This window comes from Azospirillum baldaniorum (assembly GCF_003119195.2).
GTDB lineage: Bacteria > Pseudomonadota > Alphaproteobacteria > Azospirillales > Azospirillaceae > Azospirillum > Azospirillum baldaniorum.
Window position 1 is genome coordinate 2,667,414 of sequence record NZ_CP022253.1, and the last position, 19,334, is coordinate 2,686,747.

Below are 19,334 nucleotides of genomic sequence, written 5' to 3' on the forward strand. Positions count from 1 at the left end.
AGGTGATCCGGGGCTGACGGTGTCGTGATTGGTCGCCGGGCACGGCGCCCACCAGCCCCCGATCAAGGCACGGAGGAAGCGTCGCCCGGCTCGTTTCCTCCGCTCCATTCCCGGATGAGGCCGTACGCCACGGCGAGCAGCGTCGGGCCGAGAAAGATGCCGATCAGGCCGAAAGCGACGAGACCGCCGACGATGCCCAGGAAAATGATGATGAAGGGAAGATCGCTGCTTCGGCCGATCAGGATCGGGCGCAGGATGTTGTCGAGGCTGCCGACCAGCAGGCCGACCCAGGCCACCAGGAAGATCGCCATGCCGGTGCGGCCCTGGCTGGCCAGCCAGATCGCGGCGGGCAACCAGATCAGCGCCGGCCCCATCGGCACCAGCGTCAGGAAAAAGGTGACGAAGCCGAGGAGCAGGACGCCGGGAAGCCCCGCGATCCAATAGCCCACGGTGGCGGCGATGGCTTGAACCAGCGCGGTGCCGAGCACGCCATGCACGACCCCGTTGATCGTTTCGGCGGCGACGTCGAGGGATTGCCGCGCGCGGTCGCCGGCGATCCGCCCCACGATGCTGCGCAGCCGGTGCACGGCGGTGCGACCGTCCCGATAGAGGAAGAAGGCGATCAGAACGCTCAGCGCGATCAGCGACGTCCCTGAGAGAAGATGCCCGCCGCTCGCCAGCACCCCGTCGCGGATCTGGCCGAGATAGGGCTGGAGCGTCGTGCGCAGATTGGACTCGCCGCTCGCCAGCACGCTCCACATCTCCTGAAGCCGGTCCCCCAGGATCGGAATGCCGACCAGCCAGTCCGGCAAGGGTGGAAACCCCTGCTCCATGGCCGCGTGAATCGTCTCGAAGACCCGGAAAACACTCTCGGACAGCTTCGTTCCAAGCGCGACGAGAGGCACCACGAGAACCGCCATGATCATCAGCGTCATGATCGCCGCAGACAGCGTCGTGCGGCCGCCGAGCGCGTGCTCGATGCGCCGATGCAGCGGCCAGGTGCTGAAGGACAGGATGACGGCCCACAGGATCGCCGCGATGAAGGGGCGCAACACGACGAAGCAGCCGATCAGCAGGACCAGCATCATGGACAGGACGAGCGCCTTGCGGACGTAGCTCATCTCGTGCCGCTCCGGGACCTCCGAGGCGTCGGCGTGCGGCATGAACCGGTCGTGAATGAAGTCCGCCATGGCTTCTGTCCCCTTCGGCGCGCGCTGGTCCGAGCACCGCCGGTCTTGCGGAAAATCATCGGGTGGGAATTCGACCGCCGCACACGCATGACATCGAGTCGGGCATGTCGGCAGGATCGGCGGGTGGTCACACGCCGCTCGTCACCCCCTTGGTCGGCGCCGCACCCGGCGGGTGCATGGCCCCGTCGTACCGGGGCTTGGCGCGCTCCTCCGCCGCCGGTTCCCGGATCCGGAACCAGGCGACGTAGAGCGCCGGCAGGAAGAGCAGCGTCAGCAGGGTTGCCACGATCAGGCCGCCGATGATCGCGTAGGCCATGGGACCCCAGAAGACCTCGGGCGCAATGGGGATCATGCCCAGGCTGGCCGCCGCCGCCGTCAGCAGGATCGGCCGCACGCGGTGCATGGTGGCGTTGATGACGGCGTCCCAGGGATGTTCCCCCGCCTCCAGATGCTCGTCGATCTGGGCGATCATGATGACCGAGTTGCGGACGATCATGCCGATCAGCGCGACCACGCCCAGAATGGCGACGAAGCCCAGCGGCGTGCCGGTCGGCAGCAGCGCCGCGACGACGCCGATCAGGCCGAGCGGCGCCACGCTGATGACCAGGAACAGCTTCTGGAAGCTCTGAAGCTGAATCATCAGGATGGTCAGCATGACGAAGATCATGATCGGGAAGACGGCGGTGATCGAGGCCATGCCCTTGGCGCTGTTTTCCACCGTGCCGCCCGCCTCGACGGTGTAGCCGGGCGGCAGGCTGCGCCGCAGCTCGTCCACCGCCGGGGCCAGCTGCTGCACCACCGTCGCGGCCTGCAACGGGGGAACCAGATCGGCCTGGACGGTGATGGTCGGCAGGCGCGTCCGCCGCCAGACCACCGGCTGTTCCAGGTCGTAGCGCATGGTCGCGACCTCGCCCAGCGGCACGGTGCGGCCATCCGGAATGGCGATCTGGAGGTTGCGCAGCGTCTCGATGGAGCTGCGCTCCGCGTTGGTCGCCTGGGCGACCACGTCGATCAGGTAGATGTCGTCGCGCACCTGCGTGAAGGCGGCACCCGACACCGTGGCGTTCAGCGCCTGATTGAGCGACTTGGAGCTGATCCCCAGCAGGCGGGCCTTGTCCTGGTCCACGTCGACCCGCACCACCTTCGACGGCTCGTTCCAGTCGTAGTTGACCAGCAGCGTGTAGGGGTTGGTGCCGATGGTGTCGGCCATCCGGGCGGCGATGGCCCGCACCTCGCCCACGTCGGGTCCGGAGACGCGGTACTGGATCGGCCAGCCGACCGGCGGCCCCATCTCCAGCGGGCTGACCCGCGTGTTCAGATCGGAGAAGTTCTCGTTCAGCACCTTCTCCAGCCGGGCACGGACGGCCTCGCGGACCTTGTAGCCCTTGGTCACCACCACGGCTTGGGCGAAGTAGTCGTTGGCCAGTTGCACGTCGAGCGGCAGGTAGAAGCGCACCGCACCCTGGCCGACGTAGAAGCTCCACCGATCGACGTCGGGATCGGCCGCCAGCACCTTCTCGAAGCGATCCACCACCTCCTCGGTCGACCGGATCGAGGCCGTCTGCGGCAGGGTCAGATTGACCAGCAGTTCCGGACGGTCGGAGGCGGGGAAGAACTGCTGCTGGACGAAGCGCAGGCCGAAGACCGACAGGCCGAACAGCAGCAGCGTCGCAACGATCACCACATAGCGCGCCCGCATGGCCATGCGCAGGCTGCCCCGGAACATCCGCATCAGGCGCCCCGGCTCGCTGCCATGCTTCGCCTTCATGGTTTTGGGCAGCACGTTCACCCCGATGAGGGGCGCGAACAAGACCGCCACGATCCAGGAGAACAGCAGCGCCATCGCCACCACGGCGAACAGCGTGAAGCAGTATTCCGCCGCACCGCCCTGGGCGAAGCCGATGGGGATGAAGCCGGCGACGGTGATCAGCGTGCCGGTCAGCATGGGAAAAGCCGTGGAGGTGTAGGCGAAGGTCGCCGCCTTATCGAGGCTGAAGCCCTCCTCCAGCTTGGTGATCATCATCTCCACGGTGATCATCGCATCGTCGACCAGCAGGCCGAGCGCGATGATCAGCGCGCCCAGCGAGATGCGCTGGAGCGTGATGCCGTAGAACTCCATGCCGATGAAGGTCATGCCCAGCACCAGCGGGATGGAGGTCGCCACCACCAGCCCGGCACGCAGGCCCAGGCTGATGAAGCTGACCACCAGGACGATGACGACCGCCTCCTTCAGCGCCTTGGTGAAGCCGGCGACCGACTCCTCGACCACCACCGACTGGTTGGCGACGAGGTGGACGCCGATGCCCACCGGCAGGTTCGCTTCGACCTGCCGCATCCGCTCGCGGATGCCCTCGCCGAAGGTCAGCACGTTGCCGCCGGCCGCCATGGAGATGATCATCCCGATGGCCGGCTGCCCGTTGTAGCGGAACAGCGGCGACGGCGGGTCGGCGTAGCCGCGCCGGATGTCCGCCAGATCGGCCAGCCGGTAGAACTTGTCGTTGGCGCGCAGGCTGATGGCGCGCAGGCTGTCCTCCGACGTGAAGGCGCCGCTGACCCGGACCGAGATCTTCTCGTCGCCCGCTTGGACCACGCCGGCCGGGGCCACGGCGTTCTGGGCCTGAAGCTCGGCGATGACCTGCTCGCGGTCGATCCCCATCGCGGCCAGCTTGCGCGTCGAGAAGTCGAGGTAGATCCGCTCGTTCTGGACGCCGACGAACTGGATCTTGCCGACGTCCGGCACGCGCATCAGATCGGCCCGCGCGGTCTCCGCGTAGTCCTTCAGTTCGCGGTAGCTGAAGCCGTCGGCGGTGAAGGCGAAGACCGTGCCGAAGGTGTCGCCAAACTCGTCGTTGAAGGCCGGCCCCTGCACGCCCTGCGGCAGGGTGGACTTCATGTCGGCGATCTTCTTGCGGACCTGATACCACAGGTCGGGCACCGCCTCGGCCGGCGTGTAGTCCTTCAGGTTGACGTAGACGACCGAGATGCCGGGCTTGGTGTAGCTCTTGACGTAGTCGAGATAAGGGATCTCCTCCAGCTTCTTCTCGATCGGGTCGGTCACCAGCTTCATGGTGTCCTCGATGGTGGCGCCGGGCCAGTTGGCCTGGACCACCATGGTCTTGATCGTGAAGGCCGGGTCCTCCTCGCGGCCGAGGCGCATGTAGGCCATGCCGCCCGCCAGCGTCAGAGAGATGATCAGGTACCAGACGAAGGAACGGTGGCGCAGAGCCCACTCGGAGAGATTGAAGCCGGTCATGGTGCCGCCGCCGTTTCGATTTTCTGGTTGAACCGGACCCGCTGGCCTTCGCTCAGGCTGTGCACGCCGGCGGTGACCACGACGTCGCCGCGGGTCAGGCCCTCGGTGACGATGACCGGGCCATCACCATCCCTGGGCCGGATCGCGACCGGCTGGCGCCGGACGGTCTGGGCCTTCGGGTCGACGAGCCAGACGAAGCTCCGCCCCGCCTCCTCGAACAGCGCCGTTCCCGGCAGCTCAACCACCGGGGCGGGCGGCTGCTTCAAACGGCCGATGACGGTCGCGCCGAGGCGCAGGGCGTCGGGCGGGTTGTCCAGAGCGATCCGGACGGTGTGGGTCCGGGTGACGGGATCGGCCTGGGGCGAGATTTCGCGGACGCGACCCACCGCCACGATGTCCGGCGCGCCGGCCAGCGAGACGTCGATCACCGGGTCCTTCGGCGCTGCCCGGATGCCGGTTTCGGCGACGTTGAAGACGGCTTCGCGCTCCTCCGGCTGGGCGACGCGCACCACCATCTGCCCGGCTTCGACCACCTGTCCGGGCTCGGCCCCGATGGTGGTCACCACGCCGTCCCGGTCCGCCCGCAGCTCCGTGTAGCCGACCCGGTCGCGGGCCGATTGCAGCGCCGCCTGCGTCGCGACGACCTTGGCGTCGGCGGTGCGCATCGCCAGCAGCGCCGCGTCGTACTGCGCCTGCGGGGCGTTGCCGTTGGCCAGCAGTTCCCGCTTGCGGGACTCCTCGTTGCGCGCCTGCACCTGATCGGCCTTGGCGGAGGCGAGGTTCGCCTCGGCGGTCCGCAGCGCGTTGCGCTGGTCCTGGTCGTCCAGCCGCGCCAGCACGTCGCCGGCCTTGGCCAGACTGCCCACGTCGACCTTGCGCTCGATCAGCTTTCCGGCGATGCGGAAGCCGAGGTCGGCGTCGGCCCGCGCTTCGATGGTTCCGGTGGCGGAACCGCCCATCCGGAAGGTCACCGGCTCCACGGTGACGGTCCGCACCGGGCGGATCACCGGCGCCGCGTCGGCGTGATGGCCGCCCTGCGGCTGACAGGCGGCCAGCGCGGTGGCCAGCGCCAGCAGCGCGACGAGAAGCGGCTTCGCGGGTGGCCGCCACATGGTTGGGAGCCGCGTGGTTGGTCGCGCGATGCGGGTCATGCGCCGCTCCCCTGCTTGATGGTGACCTTCTGGTCCGGCCGCAGCTTCTGGACGCCGCCGACCACCACCAGATCGCCATCGCTGAGGCCGCTGGAGACGGTGACCGTGCCGGTGTCGTATTGCAGGACGGAGACGGGGCGCAGGCTCACCGTGTCGGCCGGCCGCGCCACGACCCAGACCGCCGGCTCCCCGTTCCCCGTCTGGAACAGGGCCGAGGACGGCAGATTGACCACCGGGCGCGTCGGCAGCTTGGCCCGCCCGACGACGGAGGAGCCGAGCAGGAAGGCGTCGGGGGCGTTGGGCAGGGAGACCTTCACGGTGTAGGTCCGGGTCACCGGATCGACCCCCGGAGACACCTCGCGGATCGTGCCCTCGGTGACGGTCTTGGCATCGTTGACGAGCCGCACCTCGACCGGCGGCAGGCCCTCCCGCCCTTCCAGCCGGATGCTGGCGCCCGGCACCTGGAAGACCGCTTCCCGCTCGTTCGGGTCGGCCAGCCGCAGCACCGGCTGGCCGACGGCGACCACCTGACCGGGCTCCGCCGCCTTCGCCGTGATGACCCCGTCGCGGTCGGCCCGCAGTTCGGTGTAGGACAGCGTGTCGCGGGCCGAGCCCAGCTGCGCCTCGGCGGAGTTCAGCTCGGCCTGCGCCTGCTGGAAGCGCTTCTGGGCGTTGTCGTACTGGACCCGGGTGGTGAAGCCGTTGGCGAGCAGGGAGCGCTGGCGCTCCTCCTGCGTCCGGCTCTGCTCGACGGCGGCCTGCGCCGCCGCCACGTCGGACTCGGCGGACCTCACGGCGTTGGTCTGGTCCTGGTTGTCGAGCCGCGCCAGCAGCTGGCCGGACGTGACCGTCTGCCCGACGTCCACCAGCCGCTCGATCACCTTGCCGCTGACGCGGAAGCCGAGGTTGCTTTCGTGGCGGGCCTGGATTTCACCGGTCAGCGCGGCGGTGCGGTCGAACTGGCTCACCTGCACCGGCAGGGCGCGGATCAGCGTCGCCTCGGCCGGCGGCGGCGTCGGCTGCTCGCAGCCGAGAAGCAGGAGGCCGGCGAAAACAGCCGATCTGGATGACCCAAAACCGGATGACCCAAAACCGGATGACCAGGACATGGTGCCTCTCTCCTTCTCGGGGCCGTGTCACGCGGAGCGGTGGCGGCGGAGGATGGCGCGGGTGTGGAGCGCGATCATCCGTTCCTCGTCGGTCGGGATGACCCAGCCCTTGACCCGGCTGTCCGGCGTCGTGATGCACAGCGCGTTCGCGGCGTTGCCCGCCTCGTCGAGGTCGACGCCGAGCCAGCGCGCCCGCTCCGCGATGGCCTTGCGGATGGCCGGCGCACGCTCGCCGATGCCGGCCGTGAACACCAGCCCGTCGATGCCCCCCATGGCGGCGGCCAGCGCCCCGATGGCGAGGCTTGCCCGGTAGACGAAGCAGTCCAGCGCAAGCTTGGCGCGCGGATCGGTGCTGGCCAGCAGGTCGCGGACGTCGTTGCTGATGCCGGACAGCCCCTTCAGGCCGCAGTCGTGGTAGAGCAGCCGTTCGATGGCGCGGGCGTCCATGCCCTTGTCCATCAGGTACAGGACCACGCCGGGGTCCAACTGCCCCGGCCGCGTGCCCATCGGCAGCCCGTCCAGCGCGGTGAAGCCCATGGTGCTGTCGACGCTGCGCCCGTCCTGGATGGCGCACATGCTGGCCCCGCTGCCGAGATGCGCGACGACGACCCGCCCGCCGGCGATGCCGGGGGCGAGGTCTGGCAGGCGCCCGGCGATGTATTCGTAGCTCAGGCCATGAAAGCCGTAGCGCCGCACACCCTCCCGATGGAGGGCGTCCGGGATGGCGTAGCGGTCGGCCGGTTCGGAATGGTGCCGGTGAAAGGCCGTGTCGAAGCAGGCGACCTGAAGCACGTCCGGCAAAAGCTTCCGGATCGCCCGGATCGGCGCCAGATTGTTCGGCTGGTGGAGCGGGGCGAGCGGAACGTAGGTCTCCAGCGTCCCGATCACCGCGTCGTCCACCGCCACATGGCTGTCGTAGGCCGGCCCGCCGTGAACCACCCGATGCCCGACCGCAACCGGCATGGCGCCGCCCAGCCGCCCCCGCAGCCACGCGCCGAGAAAGGCCAGCGCACCGGGAACCCCGTCGCCGGACTCCGCCGGCAAGGTCACGCCGCCGTCCCGGCTGCCGTCCTGGCCGCTCTCCTGAACGATCAGCCGGGGCGCCGTGCCAATCCCCTCGATCCGGCCGCGCAGGCGCACCGGCAGCGTCCCGTCCGCCGCGTCGAACAGCTGGAACTTGATGCTGGAGGAACCGGCGTTGATGACCAGGATCGTCTCGGTCATGCTCATCTCGGTCATGGCGGCCTCACCCCTTCACCGGCTGCTCGATCCGCTGCCGGTGCGCGTACAGCGCCGCCACGGCGCAGGAGGCCATGCGCGTCATGACGCTGTCGGCCCGGCTGGTCAGCACGATGGGCACCCGCGCCCCCAGCACGATGCCGGCGGCATCGGCGTTCGCCAGGAAGGTCAGGTTCTTGGCGAGCATGTTGCCCGCCTCCAGATCCGGCACGACGAGGATGTCGGCCTGCCCGGCGACCGGGGAGGCGATGCCCTTGATCCTGACCGCTTCCGGGCTGATGGCGTTGTCGAGCGCCAGCGGCCCGTCGAGCAGGCCGCCGGTGATCTGCCCCCGGTCGGCCATCTTGCACAAGGCGCCGGCCTCGACGGTGGAGGGGATCTTCGGGTTGATGGTCTCGACCGCCGACAGGATCGCCACCTTCGGCTGGGGATTCCCCAGCGCCCGCGCCAGATCGATGGCGTTCTGGATGATGTCGCGCTTGTCCTCCAGGGTCGGCGCGATGTTCACCGCGGCGTCGGTGATGAACAGCGGCTTGGCGTAGGTCGGCACGTCCATGATGAAGACGTGGCTGATGCGCCGTTCCGTCCTCAAGCCACTGTCCTTCCTCGCCACCTCGCGCAGCAGTTCGTCCGTGTGCAGGCTTCCCTTCATGAGGAGCTGGGCGCGCCCCTGGCGCACCATCTCCACCGCCGTGGCGGCGGCGGCGTGGCTGTGCGGCACGTCCACGATCTCGTACGGGACGATGTCGAGTCCGGACTCGTCCGCCACGGCCCGGATGCGCGCGGCCGGACCGATCAGGATCGGGATGATGAAGCCCTGACGGGCCGCGTCGACGGCGCCGCCCAGGGACGAGGCGTCGCAAGGGTGCGCCACCGCCGTGGAGACGGGGGAAATCGCGCGGCAGGCGGCGACCAGCCGTTCGTACTTTTCGTGCCGATGCGCGGGCGGTGGCTGGCTGCCGGCCATGACGCGCCCTCCTCACCAGCGCAGATACAGCCCGACGTCCCCCGGCATTCCGCCGGGATAGTCCAGGATCTGCGCCCGCAGCTTGTAGCCCTTCGCCCTCAGGCTCTTGTCGAAGACCTCGTAGGCTTCGCGGGCGTAGCCGGTCAGGGAATCCGGCCAGTCCGGCTCGAAATTGTTGATCGCCCGGCCGCCGTCGGTGCAGTAGCTGCTCGGGAAGCGCGCCACCTGGATTTCCTTCACGCCGCGCGACGCGGCGTCGCGCACCGCGCGGGTGAACCGCTCCTTGGCGTCGGGGCGGACGTGCTGGTTCATGAAGGCTTCGCGGACAGTGTCCTGTTCCTTCATGTGCTTCTTTTCCCGCTCCAGGGCTTCCTGGAGCAACGCCATCTCGTGCTCCTCGCCGAGTTTCCGGAGTTCGTCGGGCGAGATCAGGTCGTCACCGATGTCGGGGGCGGCCGCGGCCGCCCTGGTCTGGTCCATGTTGCTCATGACGCGTTCCCCTTGTTGCTTGTCAGCCTCTTGTCTCGGCGCCGGGTTCACTTGGCCTTCGCGGTGCCCATCGCCCTGGGCGGCGCGTCCGCCCGGCTGATGTCGGAGGCGGCCTTGGCCAGCGACGCTCCGCCGGCCCCTGGCAGCACGCGCAGGGGCGGCTCGCGTTCGGCCTCGATGCGCTCCTCCTTGTCGTGCAGAAGGGCGTCCACCTGCCGCAGGCGGGCACGTTGGTCTGGGGTCAGCGGCCCGGAGGCCTCCAGGACTCGCTCCGCCAGCGCCATCACCTCCTTGCGCTCCTTCACTCCGGGCAGCAGCTTGGGCAGCGCGCTCATCGCCGCGGCTTCGTCCATCAGCATCAGGAAGACCTGTTCGCGGAAGACCGCGCGGACGGCGTCCACGGACAGGTGCTGCGTGCCGGGATGCTCGTCGCGGATTTTCCGCAGCATCTGGAAGGCGCGCTCGTCGAGGGCGCCTTCGCCGCGCCGCGCGTGGATCAGGACGCGGAACAGCGCCTCCCGCACACCGCCTTCCTCGACGCGGGCCATGATCTCGGCCATCCGCTTCTCGACCAGGGCTTCGAACGCCTCGTCGCGGACGTGCGGCGGCCGCGCGTCCTCGCCCGGCGCAGCCAGACCGACCAGAGCCTGAAGGAGCGGTGCGTTGTAGAGGCTCATGAACAGACGTTCGACGGCGCCGTCCCGCGCGTCCCGCCAGCGGTCGAGGCCCTGCACGATCTCGTCCGAGACGCGGTTCTGCGCGCTCAGGTACGGGTTGTCCGGGCTCACCGGCCGGCGGTGCTCGCGCACCCAGTCGGCCATGGGGCCGACCGGCGCCATGAAGGGGTTGAGGTGCGAGAACAGGTAATACTGGCTGCGCGCCGGGTTCATCATCCGCAGCCATTCGGCAAAGGGCTCGTTGATGGTCGCCTGGATCGAGGGCCGGGCGAAGGTGGCGTACAGGCCCTTGTTGATGTCCGAGATGCGGGCCACCGCGGCGAAGCGCCGGTCGTCCTCCGGCGTGTTGCCGCCAAGCCCGCGGATGTCGTCGAGCGTGCGCGGCTCGAACCGCGTGACGTAATCCCCCGCGACCAGATCGGCGCCGGGGACGTTCGGGTCCTTCGGCTGGAGGATCATCTCGTAGAGACCGGGTGGCAGCAGGTCGATGAAGTCAATGTTCTCGACGAACTCCGACGTCTCCTTGCGGGCGACGCGGCCGGACACGAAGATGCCCAGGTGCCCGATGTCGTGATGCAGGTTGTAGACGATGGTCTGCTCGTGGGCCCGGATGTCCTCGACGTCGCTGTAGAGGTCGAGGATCCAGCCCAGCGCCTGTTGCGGCGGCGTGATGTTGTCGCCGAAGGACGCAAAGACCAAGATGGGCGAGCGGATGTTCCGCAAATCCAGCCGGCGCCCGTTCCGGACGATGCCGCCGCTGGTCATCTTGTTGCCGACGAACAGCTCGTCGGTGATGGCCTCGATCTCCTCCCCGTTCATCAGGAAGAAGCCGCTCCACCACTTTTCGAATTCAAGGTACCGGTCCGCTTCCGTGTCGATATGGGCGTACAGGTTGTACGCCTTCTTCCAATAGGTGTTGGCCGGGTCCAGCTTCTCGAAGTTGCCGACCAGATGCGCCCCGTCGAAGCGGCCGTTGCCAAGGTCGCTGGCCAGGGCGGCGAGCCAGGCGCCGCCATAGAGCCCGCCGAGGTAGCGCATCGGGTTCCGCCCCTTCACGCCGGCCCAGTAGGACAGCGGGGAGCCCGCGATGATGATCGGCCCCATCAGGTCGGGCCGGACCGCACTCAGCGCCATCACCGCCCAGCCGGCCTGGCAATTGCCGATGACGCACGGCTTGCCGCCCGCGCCGTCGTGCAGTTTTCCGACATGCTCGATGAAGAAGGCCTCCGCTTCACCCACGTCGGCGAGGGTCTGGCCCGGCTCCGGTTCGGGATGGAAGCCGATGAAGTAGCAGGGGTGGCCGGCCCGCAGAGCGGTGCCGATCTGGCTGTCCGGCTTGAAGCCGCCGATCCCGGGTCCGTGGCCGGCGCGCGGATCGACGATCACGAACGGGCGCTTGGCCGGGTCCGTGCCGACAGCGGGGTCCGGCAGGATGTGAAGCAGCATGTAATTGCACGGCCGCTTCAGCTTCCGCCCTTCCATAACAACCTCGTACGGGAAGGACAGGACAGGCGGCTTTCCTTTATCGGCGTGGTCCATGAACTGGTCACCGCGGCGCCGCAGGACATCCAGGAACAGGACCCAACGCTGCATGGCATCGACGCCATAGTCGAAAGCGTCCTGAAATGGGTTGGGAAGATTGAACGGGTTGGGGAAGGCGGGCGTCTGCCAACCATCCGCGCCTTTCACGGCTGCCGTGTCTTCGACCGGCTTTGTCCCAGCCGGTTTCGCCCCCGTTGATTTTGCCCCGGTTGGTTTTTCTGCAGCCCCGTTTTCTGCGGATTCGACGAAAGGTCCAAGAAAGGGAAATGCCGCGGTCCAGGCGGAAAACCAGCTCGCCAGAGGCTGCTGTTCCGTCAGGGGACGCACCCGCCGATTTTTCATCACATGTCCTCTTTGGCTGTACGCTCCTGCGCCGGCTGTGCGTTCGAGCTGTGCGTTCGCTGTGCCGACCGGCTTCTTTTGCATCCGCGAAGGCGTTGCGACACCGGCGCTGCGGATACCGACCCATGATGAGAATGTGAGAGGCCAAGGCACTGACTTTAGACACGGGAAATACTGCACCGCATCATCCGCCGCGTTGAAGCATGCAACTGTTGGCGCTGTTACCGTATCAGGCCGCGTTCTCTTGGCGGCCCATCCCCGAAACAGTGCAGCGGCACCGCTTTCGGCAGGGATTCGCGCTTTGGATTTTTCATGAATGAGACTTGGATTTTAAAAAACTCAAATCAGCGGGTATTTCCGCAATTGTTACTAAAAATTTTATTTGATTCTTCTTTCATTAAGAAAGAATACGCCCTGCAAGGGGGTAAATTCTGTTCGTTCATCGGCATTTTGAACAGAGGATGCCCCTCTTCACATGACCGATACGGTGGGCGTTACCGTAGCATGACTGCGCTTTGGCTTGGAGGAATGCTACCTTCCAAAGCACAGTGTCTTGCGAGTTAAATTCTCGCCCCCGACCTGTGCACGCCGCCCATCCGATCGGCTGTCCATCGATTCGCAGCGGGCCGGCCGGTTCGTCGGGGAAGCGTCTCCTGTCCCTGAAAATCCGCGTACGAAAAGCCGCCCACAAAAAGCGCTGGGAGCAAACCATGAAACACCGAACCAAGGTCGCTCTGGCCGTTGCCCTCACGGCGACGGTGATCACCGCCGCGAACGCGCAGATGGCGCCGGCCCCCACGGAAACCAATTTTCAGGTCCGGACCACGGGCGACCTTGTGCGGCTGTGCGAAGCCACGCCAAACGACCCGACCGGCATCGCGGCGCTCCATTTCTGCCACGGCTTCGCCATCGGCGCCTATCAATACCATCAGGTCGTGACGGCCGCCGAAGGCAAGCGCCAGCTGGTGTGCGCGCCGACGCCACCGCCCTCGCGCAACGACACCGTTTCCGCTTTCGTCACCTGGGCAAAGCAGAATCCCAAGCTGATGGACACGCCGCCGGTGGATGGGCTGTTCCGCTTCCTGTCCCAGCGCTACCCCTGCCGCACCTGATCCCGCCGGCCTCCGCTTCCACCGCCGCGGTCCACGGCCGTCGATCAAAGGCCAACCAGGATGGGAAAGACCATGAAACCCACACAAATCCTCCGCGTCGCCGTCGTCGCGCTTCCCCTTGCGGCCTGCGCCGACATGTCACCGACCCAGCAACGCGCGCTCACCGGCACGACCGGAGGCGCTGCCGGCGGAGCGCTGATCGGCGCCATCGCCGGCAACGCCGGCATGGGTGCGGCCATTGGCGCCGGTGCCGGTCTGGCCGGCGGTCTGCTCTACGACTATCACAAGCGGACCGAGGCCTCGGCTTACCAGCGCGGCGTCCAGCAGGGGTCCACCCAGCGAAGCGGCACCCAGTGACCTTTCATGCGCCGACGGGGACGCCCTCGCCATACCGCCGATCCCACTGGATGGCAGGCGCGTCCTCGTCACGGGCATCGACAACGACCGTGTAAGGGACGATCGCGGAGCTTGGCCAGCCGCTGGCATGCCGCGATGTTGTCATGCCGCGACGTGGCTGGCATTCTGATGGCGATGATACCGTTCCTGACGCATGAACCACGATCCTGCGAGCAGACCGTCGCCGCTGCGGCGGTTGTCCGCGACGCTCTCGGCGCCGCCGCCTCAGCCGCGTATCTCTACGGATCGGCGGTCGCGGGCGGCCTGCGCCCGAACAGCGATCTCGACATCCTCGTCGTCACCGAGCGATCGCTGTCGCAGGATGAGCGCGTCGCGATCGTCCGTAAGCTCTTGCCGATCTCGGGAAGCGCCGCGGTCGGCGGACCGGGCCGCCCCGTCGAACTCACCATCCTCGCCCGCCCGGCCCTGATCCCATGGCGCCACCCCGCCTGCCTTGAGCTTCAGTATGGCGAATGGATGCGCGCCGAGTTCGAGCGGGGCGACATTCCCGTATGGCCATGCCAAGACCCCGACGTCGCGGTGCTGATCGAGACGGCCCGCCGCGGAGCCCTGCCGCTCTTCGGCCCGCCCGTCGCCGCTGTCCTCGATCCGGTGCCGCGCGCGGATTTCGTCCGGGCCATGCTGGACATGGTGCCGATCCTGATCCCGGGCATCGAAGAGGGGGACGACAGACGAAACGGGCTGCTGACCCTGGCACGCATCTGGACGACGCTCACGACCGGCGAAATCCTCCCGAAGGATCAGGCCGCCGATTGGGCGCTCGCGCGCCTGCCCGAGGAGCACCGGCGCGTTCTGGCGCACGCCCGAGCGGCCTATCTCGGCGAGGAGGGGGAGGATTGGAGCGATCTCGCGCCGGGGGTGCGGCCGCATGTCGACCACGTCATCGCACGCATTCAAACCCTGACGGCCGAAACATGATCGAGCTGACGGATCACGCTCCAAACAGTCAGTAACCGGGAGGCGGGGTGACGGTGACGTAGGTGACGCTTCCGTTCACATAGCTGCGGTTGTACCAGGTTCCGCTGCAGCCGTAGTAGCTGACGCCGCCGTACGGCACGACGGTGGGGGTGCAGGGAAGCACCGTCACGTAGTTGGGCCCCGCCGTGGCCGCACCGGCGATGTAGCCGGCGGTCGCTCCCACCGCAGCACCCGCAAGGGCCCAGCCCCAATCGTCGTCGTCATCGTCGTAATAGTGATGACCGTCCCAGTCGTTGGCGATGTTCTGCGCCGCGTAGGCCCGCGATTCTGTGCGTTCGGTCTGGCCTTGCTGACGGGCTTCCGTGCGTTCGGTCTGGCCCTGCTGGCGCTGGCCCTGCCGTTCTGTCCGCTCCTGCTGGCCCGAAGTCCGCGTGTCGGCCCGGGCTTCCGTGCGCGTCTGCTGCGTCTCGGCGCGCTGCGCGGACCGCTCCGTAGCGCCGGACTGCCGGGACGCCGTCTGTGCTGAGGCCGTCCGCTGGCTCGACCGCTGGGTGGCGCCGGACTGACGGGCACCAACTGCCGCGGTGGATCGCCCCGCCGTGGATCGTTGAGCGGAAAAGCCGCCCCCCGCCGCCGGGCCGGACCGGGAGAAGCCCCCACCGCCCCCTCGGCCGCCGCCTCCACCGCCTCCACCGCGACCACCGCCTCGGGCATAGGCATCCGCGACCGATCCGGCCACCAGCAGCAGGGATACGGCAACGGAAAAGACAATCTTTGAAGATGGCCGCGAGGAGAGCTGTGACGACGACCTGTTCATTTTGGCGCTCCTTCCGAACTGCCGGCCGCGGTCCGGCGGACACGGATCATGACCGGGATGCGTTCCGCGCCGTCCGGAGGATGAAAGGCGAGCTGCGCCGGCTGGACGTCCGGGTTGAGATTCCAGTCGGAGAATTCAGCCCGGTATTGCGGCTCGCCCTCGTCACCCTTGTAGGTGATGGTCACGCGCTCGGGCAGCGGCGGGCCTTCGGTGGCGATCCAGATTTGGAAATCAACATCCTCGGTGCGCCCCGCCAAGTGATCGGTCGGCACCGCCGTGAGCGTGTCCCGCTCCACATAGTCGAGCGTTTGAAGGCGTTGCTCCAGTTCATCCGGCAGCGTGCTGACCAAGAGCAGCGCCAGCGGCAGCCGCACCTGAAGGTCCTGGACCAGATAGCGCACGGCGTCGTCGATGGTGCCGGTCCGTTCGATCTGGGCATAGACGTTCTCGTCCGCGTTGAACACGGAGATCGCCTTGCCGTCGAACGTCACCAGCGACCGCTTTCCATCGCTCTCCTGCGCTTCGACCCGCAGCCCGTCGGGACGGTTCAGAGTGAGGGCGCGGCGCTCGCCGAACGTGATCTTCTCCCCCGTGTCCTGAACCACGTCGTAGCTGGCCCGGATGGTCACGGTGAAGCGCTGGGACTGTGCGAGCGTGTCGGCCATGCGCGTCAGGACGGTCATCGCCTCGTCGTCGATCGCCGGGTCTTGCGGCTCGTCCTGCTCGACCACTTGCGGCGGGCTGTCGGACGGCGGCGCCTCGGCCCCGAAGGCCGGCCCGACCAGAACGAAAACGCAGAGCACCGGGCACAGCGCCGACCATATCAGCCATCTGGGTCCGTTCATCGACATCCCTCCTGTCGCGCCTCGTGCCCCGGACGCCGCGCCGGCGGCATCGATGAAAGGCCTGGGATCATTGAGCAACATGGAGCGGAGCCATTGAAAGTAGCAGCCACGGTCGATGCAGGCCGCTACGGTAACGCTGTCCCGAATTGCCGGTGCGCCCGCGAGGCCACTCGCCGCGTGGAAGGACGCCCGGAGCGGGTCGAGGTCCTGTTGGACAGAACGCCGCTCGACCCCATCCCCCCCATCGCCGGGGGGGTCCTGATGGCAGCTGTCCACGGTGCCAGGGTGATGTACGACGGCGAAGGGCGGCGGAACACCGCCGTTGTGCCAAGTACGCTACCGTAACATCCATTACGGTAACCGAGACTGCGGAAGCCGTCCGATGCTCACGCCCGTCACCGGGCCGGGTGTGTCCTGAACAGTCGGCCCAACGGCAGGAATCAGCGAAAGCCAAGCTACCGTAGAATACTCGTCAGAGACGGCGTCTCGGGTTACAGGACTTGGCTGTGGACAACAACGCACCACACCGGACGGCCCCAGGCCCGCACTCCAACTTTGCGCTTCGAAGACAGCGCTGCGGTATGCCGGGCAAAACAGGAGGACAGCATGAAGCGTCGTGCAGCCTTGCCAACGGCCACCGCCATCGCAGTGGGCATCCTCTGCGGCGCGCTCCTGGTGCCGGGCACCCTTCCGCATCCGGCGTCGGCGCAGGACAGGCCCGTGCTGACGAACGTCATCCCGGAAAGTGCCGCGGTGACGATCCACGCGAATATCACAGCCATCGATCCGGCCAAGCGGAAGGTCACGCTGGCCGGACCGTCGGGCACGCCGGTCACCGTCATGGCCGGGCCGGCAGTGCGCCTGGAGATGCTGAAGGTGGGAGACACCGTCGACGCGCAGTTCTACCGCTCCGTGGCCTTCACGGTGTCCCAACCCGGTGCGCCCGTGCCCGAGGACGAGATCCAGCAGACGGTCGCGCGCTCGGTCGAGGCGCCGGGCGGCATCGGGGTGCAGGTGACGCGGCTCAGCGGGCTGGTCGTCGGCATCGACCTCGGCGCGAACAGCATCGACCTCGTCAATCCCAACGGCGGCGAGGTCTACACCGTCAAGGTGACGGACCCCGCCCGACAGGCGAAGCTTCCCTCGCTGAAGGTCGGCGAGACGATCACCGCCGTCGTCAGCGAAGCCCTCGCGGTGTCGATCGAGCCGGCGCGCAAGAGCTGATTCTCAACGGCGGTCCTCGCGAACGCAGTCGAAGGGTCGGGGCCAAGAGCACGGGCGGAGGGCATGGGAGTGCACGCAAGCCAGAATGCCCGGCCGATGGCGACGGGCGGCGCAGGAGCCCGCGGGATGAGGCACCCGCCCCTTCCGAGGGGCTTCGTCGCCGTGCTCCTGCTGGCCTGGACGCTTCTTGCCGGGGGATGCGCGACGGCGGTCAGCGTCGAACGCGTGGACCACGGCACCGTCCACCAGCAGCTCACGCACAACGTCCTGTCGGCGCACGCGCTCAGCGATCCGACCCACAACGTGCTGCGCCGGTGGTCCCTGACGGACCGCTTTCTGACGCAGCCCGAGAACGCCATGGCCGACCTCCGCGCTCTGGTCACGCAGGGGCATGGCGGCGCCGACGAGATCTTCGCCTTGGCCGAGATGTCGTTCCTGCACGCCGAGGAGCGGGGAGGGCCGCCCTATTATCTGGCGTCCGCCCTCTACGCCTACGCGTTTCTCTTTCCGGGAGGACTGGACCAGCCGCCCAGCCCCTACGATCCCAGGTTCCGGCTGGCCACCGACCTGTACAACCGTGGCCTGACCTCCGGGCTGGCGACGGAGGACCGAACCGGCATTGCCATTCGGGAGGCCCGCCACCCGCTGCCGTTCGGTGAGTTGGACGTGGCCTTTGATTCCCGGGAACTGGTGTGGGGCGGGCGCCAGTTGACCGGCTTCTTTCCGGTCGCCGAGTTGCAGGTTCACGGCCTCGACGCCCGTTATCGCCAACCCGGCATCGGCGCTCCCTTGGCGGCGGGGACCACGCAGGGCACCCTGGCGAAGGGCTTCCAGGTCGCCCCGCGCGTCAAGACGCCCGTAACCGCGCTGCTGCGCATCCCCGATCCCCGGCGCCAGATCATGGGCGGGCAGGTGCGCGCGCAACTCGAACTCTACCCCGCGTCCGAAACCGAAGCGGTGCTGATCGACCGCCAACCGGTGCCGCTGGAGGTCGAGCACACCGCCACGCTGGCCTACATGCTGGACGGCATGCCGGTCTGGGAATTCGAGTTCGGCGGCTTCCTGCGCGGCGGCCTGCTGGACAAGATGCCGTCCCGCCTCGTCGCGCTGGAGCCGTACCGGTCCGGCCGCATTCCCGTCGTCTTCGTCCACGGGACGGCATCGAGCCCGGTGCGCTGGGCCGAGATGCTGAACGATCTGAGAAGCGACCCGCGCATCCGCGACCGCTTCCAGTTCTGGTTCTTCAGCTACGAGACGGGCAACCCCGTTCCCTACTCCGCCCTTCTGCTGCGCGACGCGCTGCAGGAGGCGGTGTCCACCCTGGACCCGTCCGGGCAGGAACCGGCGCTGCGCGAGATGGTCGTCATCGGGCACAGCCAGGGTGGCCTCCTGACCAAGTTGACGGCGGTGGACACGGGCGCCCGACTGTGGAACACGGCGTTCCGCAAGCCGCCGGACCAGCTTCAGCTCGACCCGGAAACGCGCGACCTGCTGACGCGCGCCCTGTTCATAAAGCCGGTTCCGTCGGTCAAACGCCTCGTCTTCATCGCCACGCCGCACGGCGGCAGCTACGTCGCCGGCAACCGGATCAGCCAGTTTGTCGCAAGTCTGGTGCGGCTGCCGGGACGACTCCTGAGAGTGAGTTCGGAAATCGGCAAGCTGGACGACGCCAGCACCACGCTTGCCGGACAGACAGGGTTTGGCAGCGTCCACGCCATGACACCCGGCAGCCTGCTGGTCCAGACCCTGGCGCGCACGCCCATCGCCGCGGGGGTCAAGGCGCACTCGATCATCGCGGTGCGCGGCGACGGGCCGGTCGAAACCGGCGACGACGGCGTCGTGGAGTACAAGAGCGCCCACATCGACGGGGTCGAGTCCGAGTACATCGTGCGGTCCGGACACTCGACGCAGTCCGACCCGCGCACGATCGAGGAGGTGCGCCGCATCCTTCTCCTCCACTGGGATGAGTCCTGCACGAAACGCACCGCGTGCGGACCGCCGGGCCCCGGCGCTCCCCGCGTCGCGAGCCGGACCCGTTGACG

General features: G+C 68.0%; 14 protein-coding genes and 1 pseudogene. 5 read left to right on the forward strand and 10 right to left on the reverse strand.

Features of this window, described 5'->3' with window-relative positions; genetic code table 11:
• Positions 1-62: 62 nt before the first annotated feature.
• The 8 genes and pseudogenes from Sp245p_RS12585 to Sp245p_RS12620 form a co-directional block, all read right to left on the reverse strand.
• On the reverse strand, positions 63-1,190 hold the full coding sequence (locus tag Sp245p_RS12585; protein ID WP_014239572.1) for an AI-2E family transporter: 1,128 nt from the start codon (positions 1,188-1,190) through the stop codon (positions 63-65).
• 127 nt (positions 1,191-1,317) lie between these two features.
• Positions 1,318-4,443: an efflux RND transporter permease subunit gene (locus Sp245p_RS12590; RefSeq protein WP_014239571.1), complete on the reverse strand. Its 3,126-nt coding sequence runs from the start codon at positions 4,441-4,443 to the stop codon at positions 1,318-1,320.
• Entirely contained in the window at positions 4,440-5,594 is a 1,155-nt protein-coding gene (locus tag Sp245p_RS12595) for an efflux RND transporter periplasmic adaptor subunit (RefSeq protein ID WP_014239570.1), read from the reverse strand. The genes Sp245p_RS12590 and Sp245p_RS12595 overlap by 4 nt, the downstream gene beginning before the upstream one ends.
• The gene (locus Sp245p_RS12600; RefSeq protein WP_014239569.1) at positions 5,591-6,703 is read right to left on the reverse strand and encodes an efflux RND transporter periplasmic adaptor subunit; all 1,113 of its coding nucleotides are present in this window, start codon (positions 6,701-6,703) and stop codon (positions 5,591-5,593) included. The genes Sp245p_RS12595 and Sp245p_RS12600 overlap by 4 nt, the downstream gene beginning before the upstream one ends.
• 27 nt (positions 6,704-6,730) lie before the next feature.
• A complete protein-coding gene (locus Sp245p_RS12605; protein WP_014239568.1) occupies positions 6,731-7,942 on the reverse strand; it encodes an acetate/propionate family kinase in 1,212 nt (403 codons plus the stop codon).
• 7 nt (positions 7,943-7,949) lie between these two features.
• A pseudogene (locus Sp245p_RS12610) lies at positions 7,950-8,879 on the reverse strand (bifunctional enoyl-CoA hydratase/phosphate acetyltransferase); the annotation flags it as partial.
• Between the two features lie 42 nt (positions 8,880-8,921).
• A complete protein-coding gene (locus Sp245p_RS12615; protein ID WP_014239566.1) occupies positions 8,922-9,398 on the reverse strand; it encodes a hypothetical protein in 477 nt (158 codons plus the stop codon).
• Between the two features lie 47 nt (positions 9,399-9,445).
• Complete coding sequence (locus Sp245p_RS12620) at positions 9,446-11,668, reverse strand: DUF3141 domain-containing protein (RefSeq protein WP_158310383.1); 2,223 nt, start codon at positions 11,666-11,668, stop codon at positions 9,446-9,448.
• Between the two features lie 1,001 nt (positions 11,669-12,669).
• Here Sp245p_RS12620 and Sp245p_RS12625 point away from each other — a divergent pair.
• From Sp245p_RS12625 to Sp245p_RS12635, 3 genes are all read left to right on the forward strand, one after another.
• Complete coding sequence (locus Sp245p_RS12625) at positions 12,670-13,071, forward strand: Rap1a/Tai family immunity protein (RefSeq protein ID WP_014239564.1); 402 nt, start codon at positions 12,670-12,672, stop codon at positions 13,069-13,071.
• A 72-nt stretch (positions 13,072-13,143) separates the two neighbouring features.
• Entirely contained in the window at positions 13,144-13,428 is a 285-nt protein-coding gene (locus Sp245p_RS12630; RefSeq protein WP_014239563.1) for a glycine zipper family protein, read from the forward strand.
• Between the two features lie 111 nt (positions 13,429-13,539).
• Complete coding sequence (locus Sp245p_RS12635; RefSeq protein ID WP_198421071.1) at positions 13,540-14,406, forward strand: aminoglycoside adenylyltransferase family protein; 867 nt, start codon at positions 13,540-13,542, stop codon at positions 14,404-14,406.
• A gap of 28 nt (positions 14,407-14,434) precedes the next feature.
• Here the strand turns inward: Sp245p_RS12635 and Sp245p_RS12640 are convergent, their stop codons facing one another.
• Both Sp245p_RS12640 and Sp245p_RS12650 read right to left on the reverse strand, forming a co-directional pair.
• Entirely contained in the window at positions 14,435-14,629 is a 195-nt protein-coding gene (locus Sp245p_RS12640; RefSeq protein WP_041810916.1) for a hypothetical protein, read from the reverse strand.
• A 590-nt stretch (positions 14,630-15,219) separates the two neighbouring features.
• Positions 15,220-16,068, reverse strand: coding sequence for a DUF2092 domain-containing protein (locus tag Sp245p_RS12650; RefSeq protein WP_014239559.1), 849 nt, complete (start codon positions 16,066-16,068; stop codon positions 15,220-15,222).
• 606 nt (positions 16,069-16,674) lie between these two features.
• Here Sp245p_RS12650 and Sp245p_RS12655 point away from each other — a divergent pair.
• On the forward strand, positions 16,675-17,292 hold the full coding sequence (locus Sp245p_RS12655) for a hypothetical protein (RefSeq protein WP_014239558.1): 618 nt from the start codon (positions 16,675-16,677) through the stop codon (positions 17,290-17,292).
• A gap of 126 nt (positions 17,293-17,418) precedes the next feature.
• Positions 17,419-19,332 carry an esterase/lipase family protein gene (locus Sp245p_RS12660; RefSeq protein WP_129557168.1) on the forward strand — a complete coding sequence of 638 codons (1,914 nt, stop codon included), beginning with the start codon at positions 17,419-17,421 and terminating at the stop codon, positions 19,330-19,332.
• Positions 19,333-19,334 lie beyond the last annotated feature (2 nt).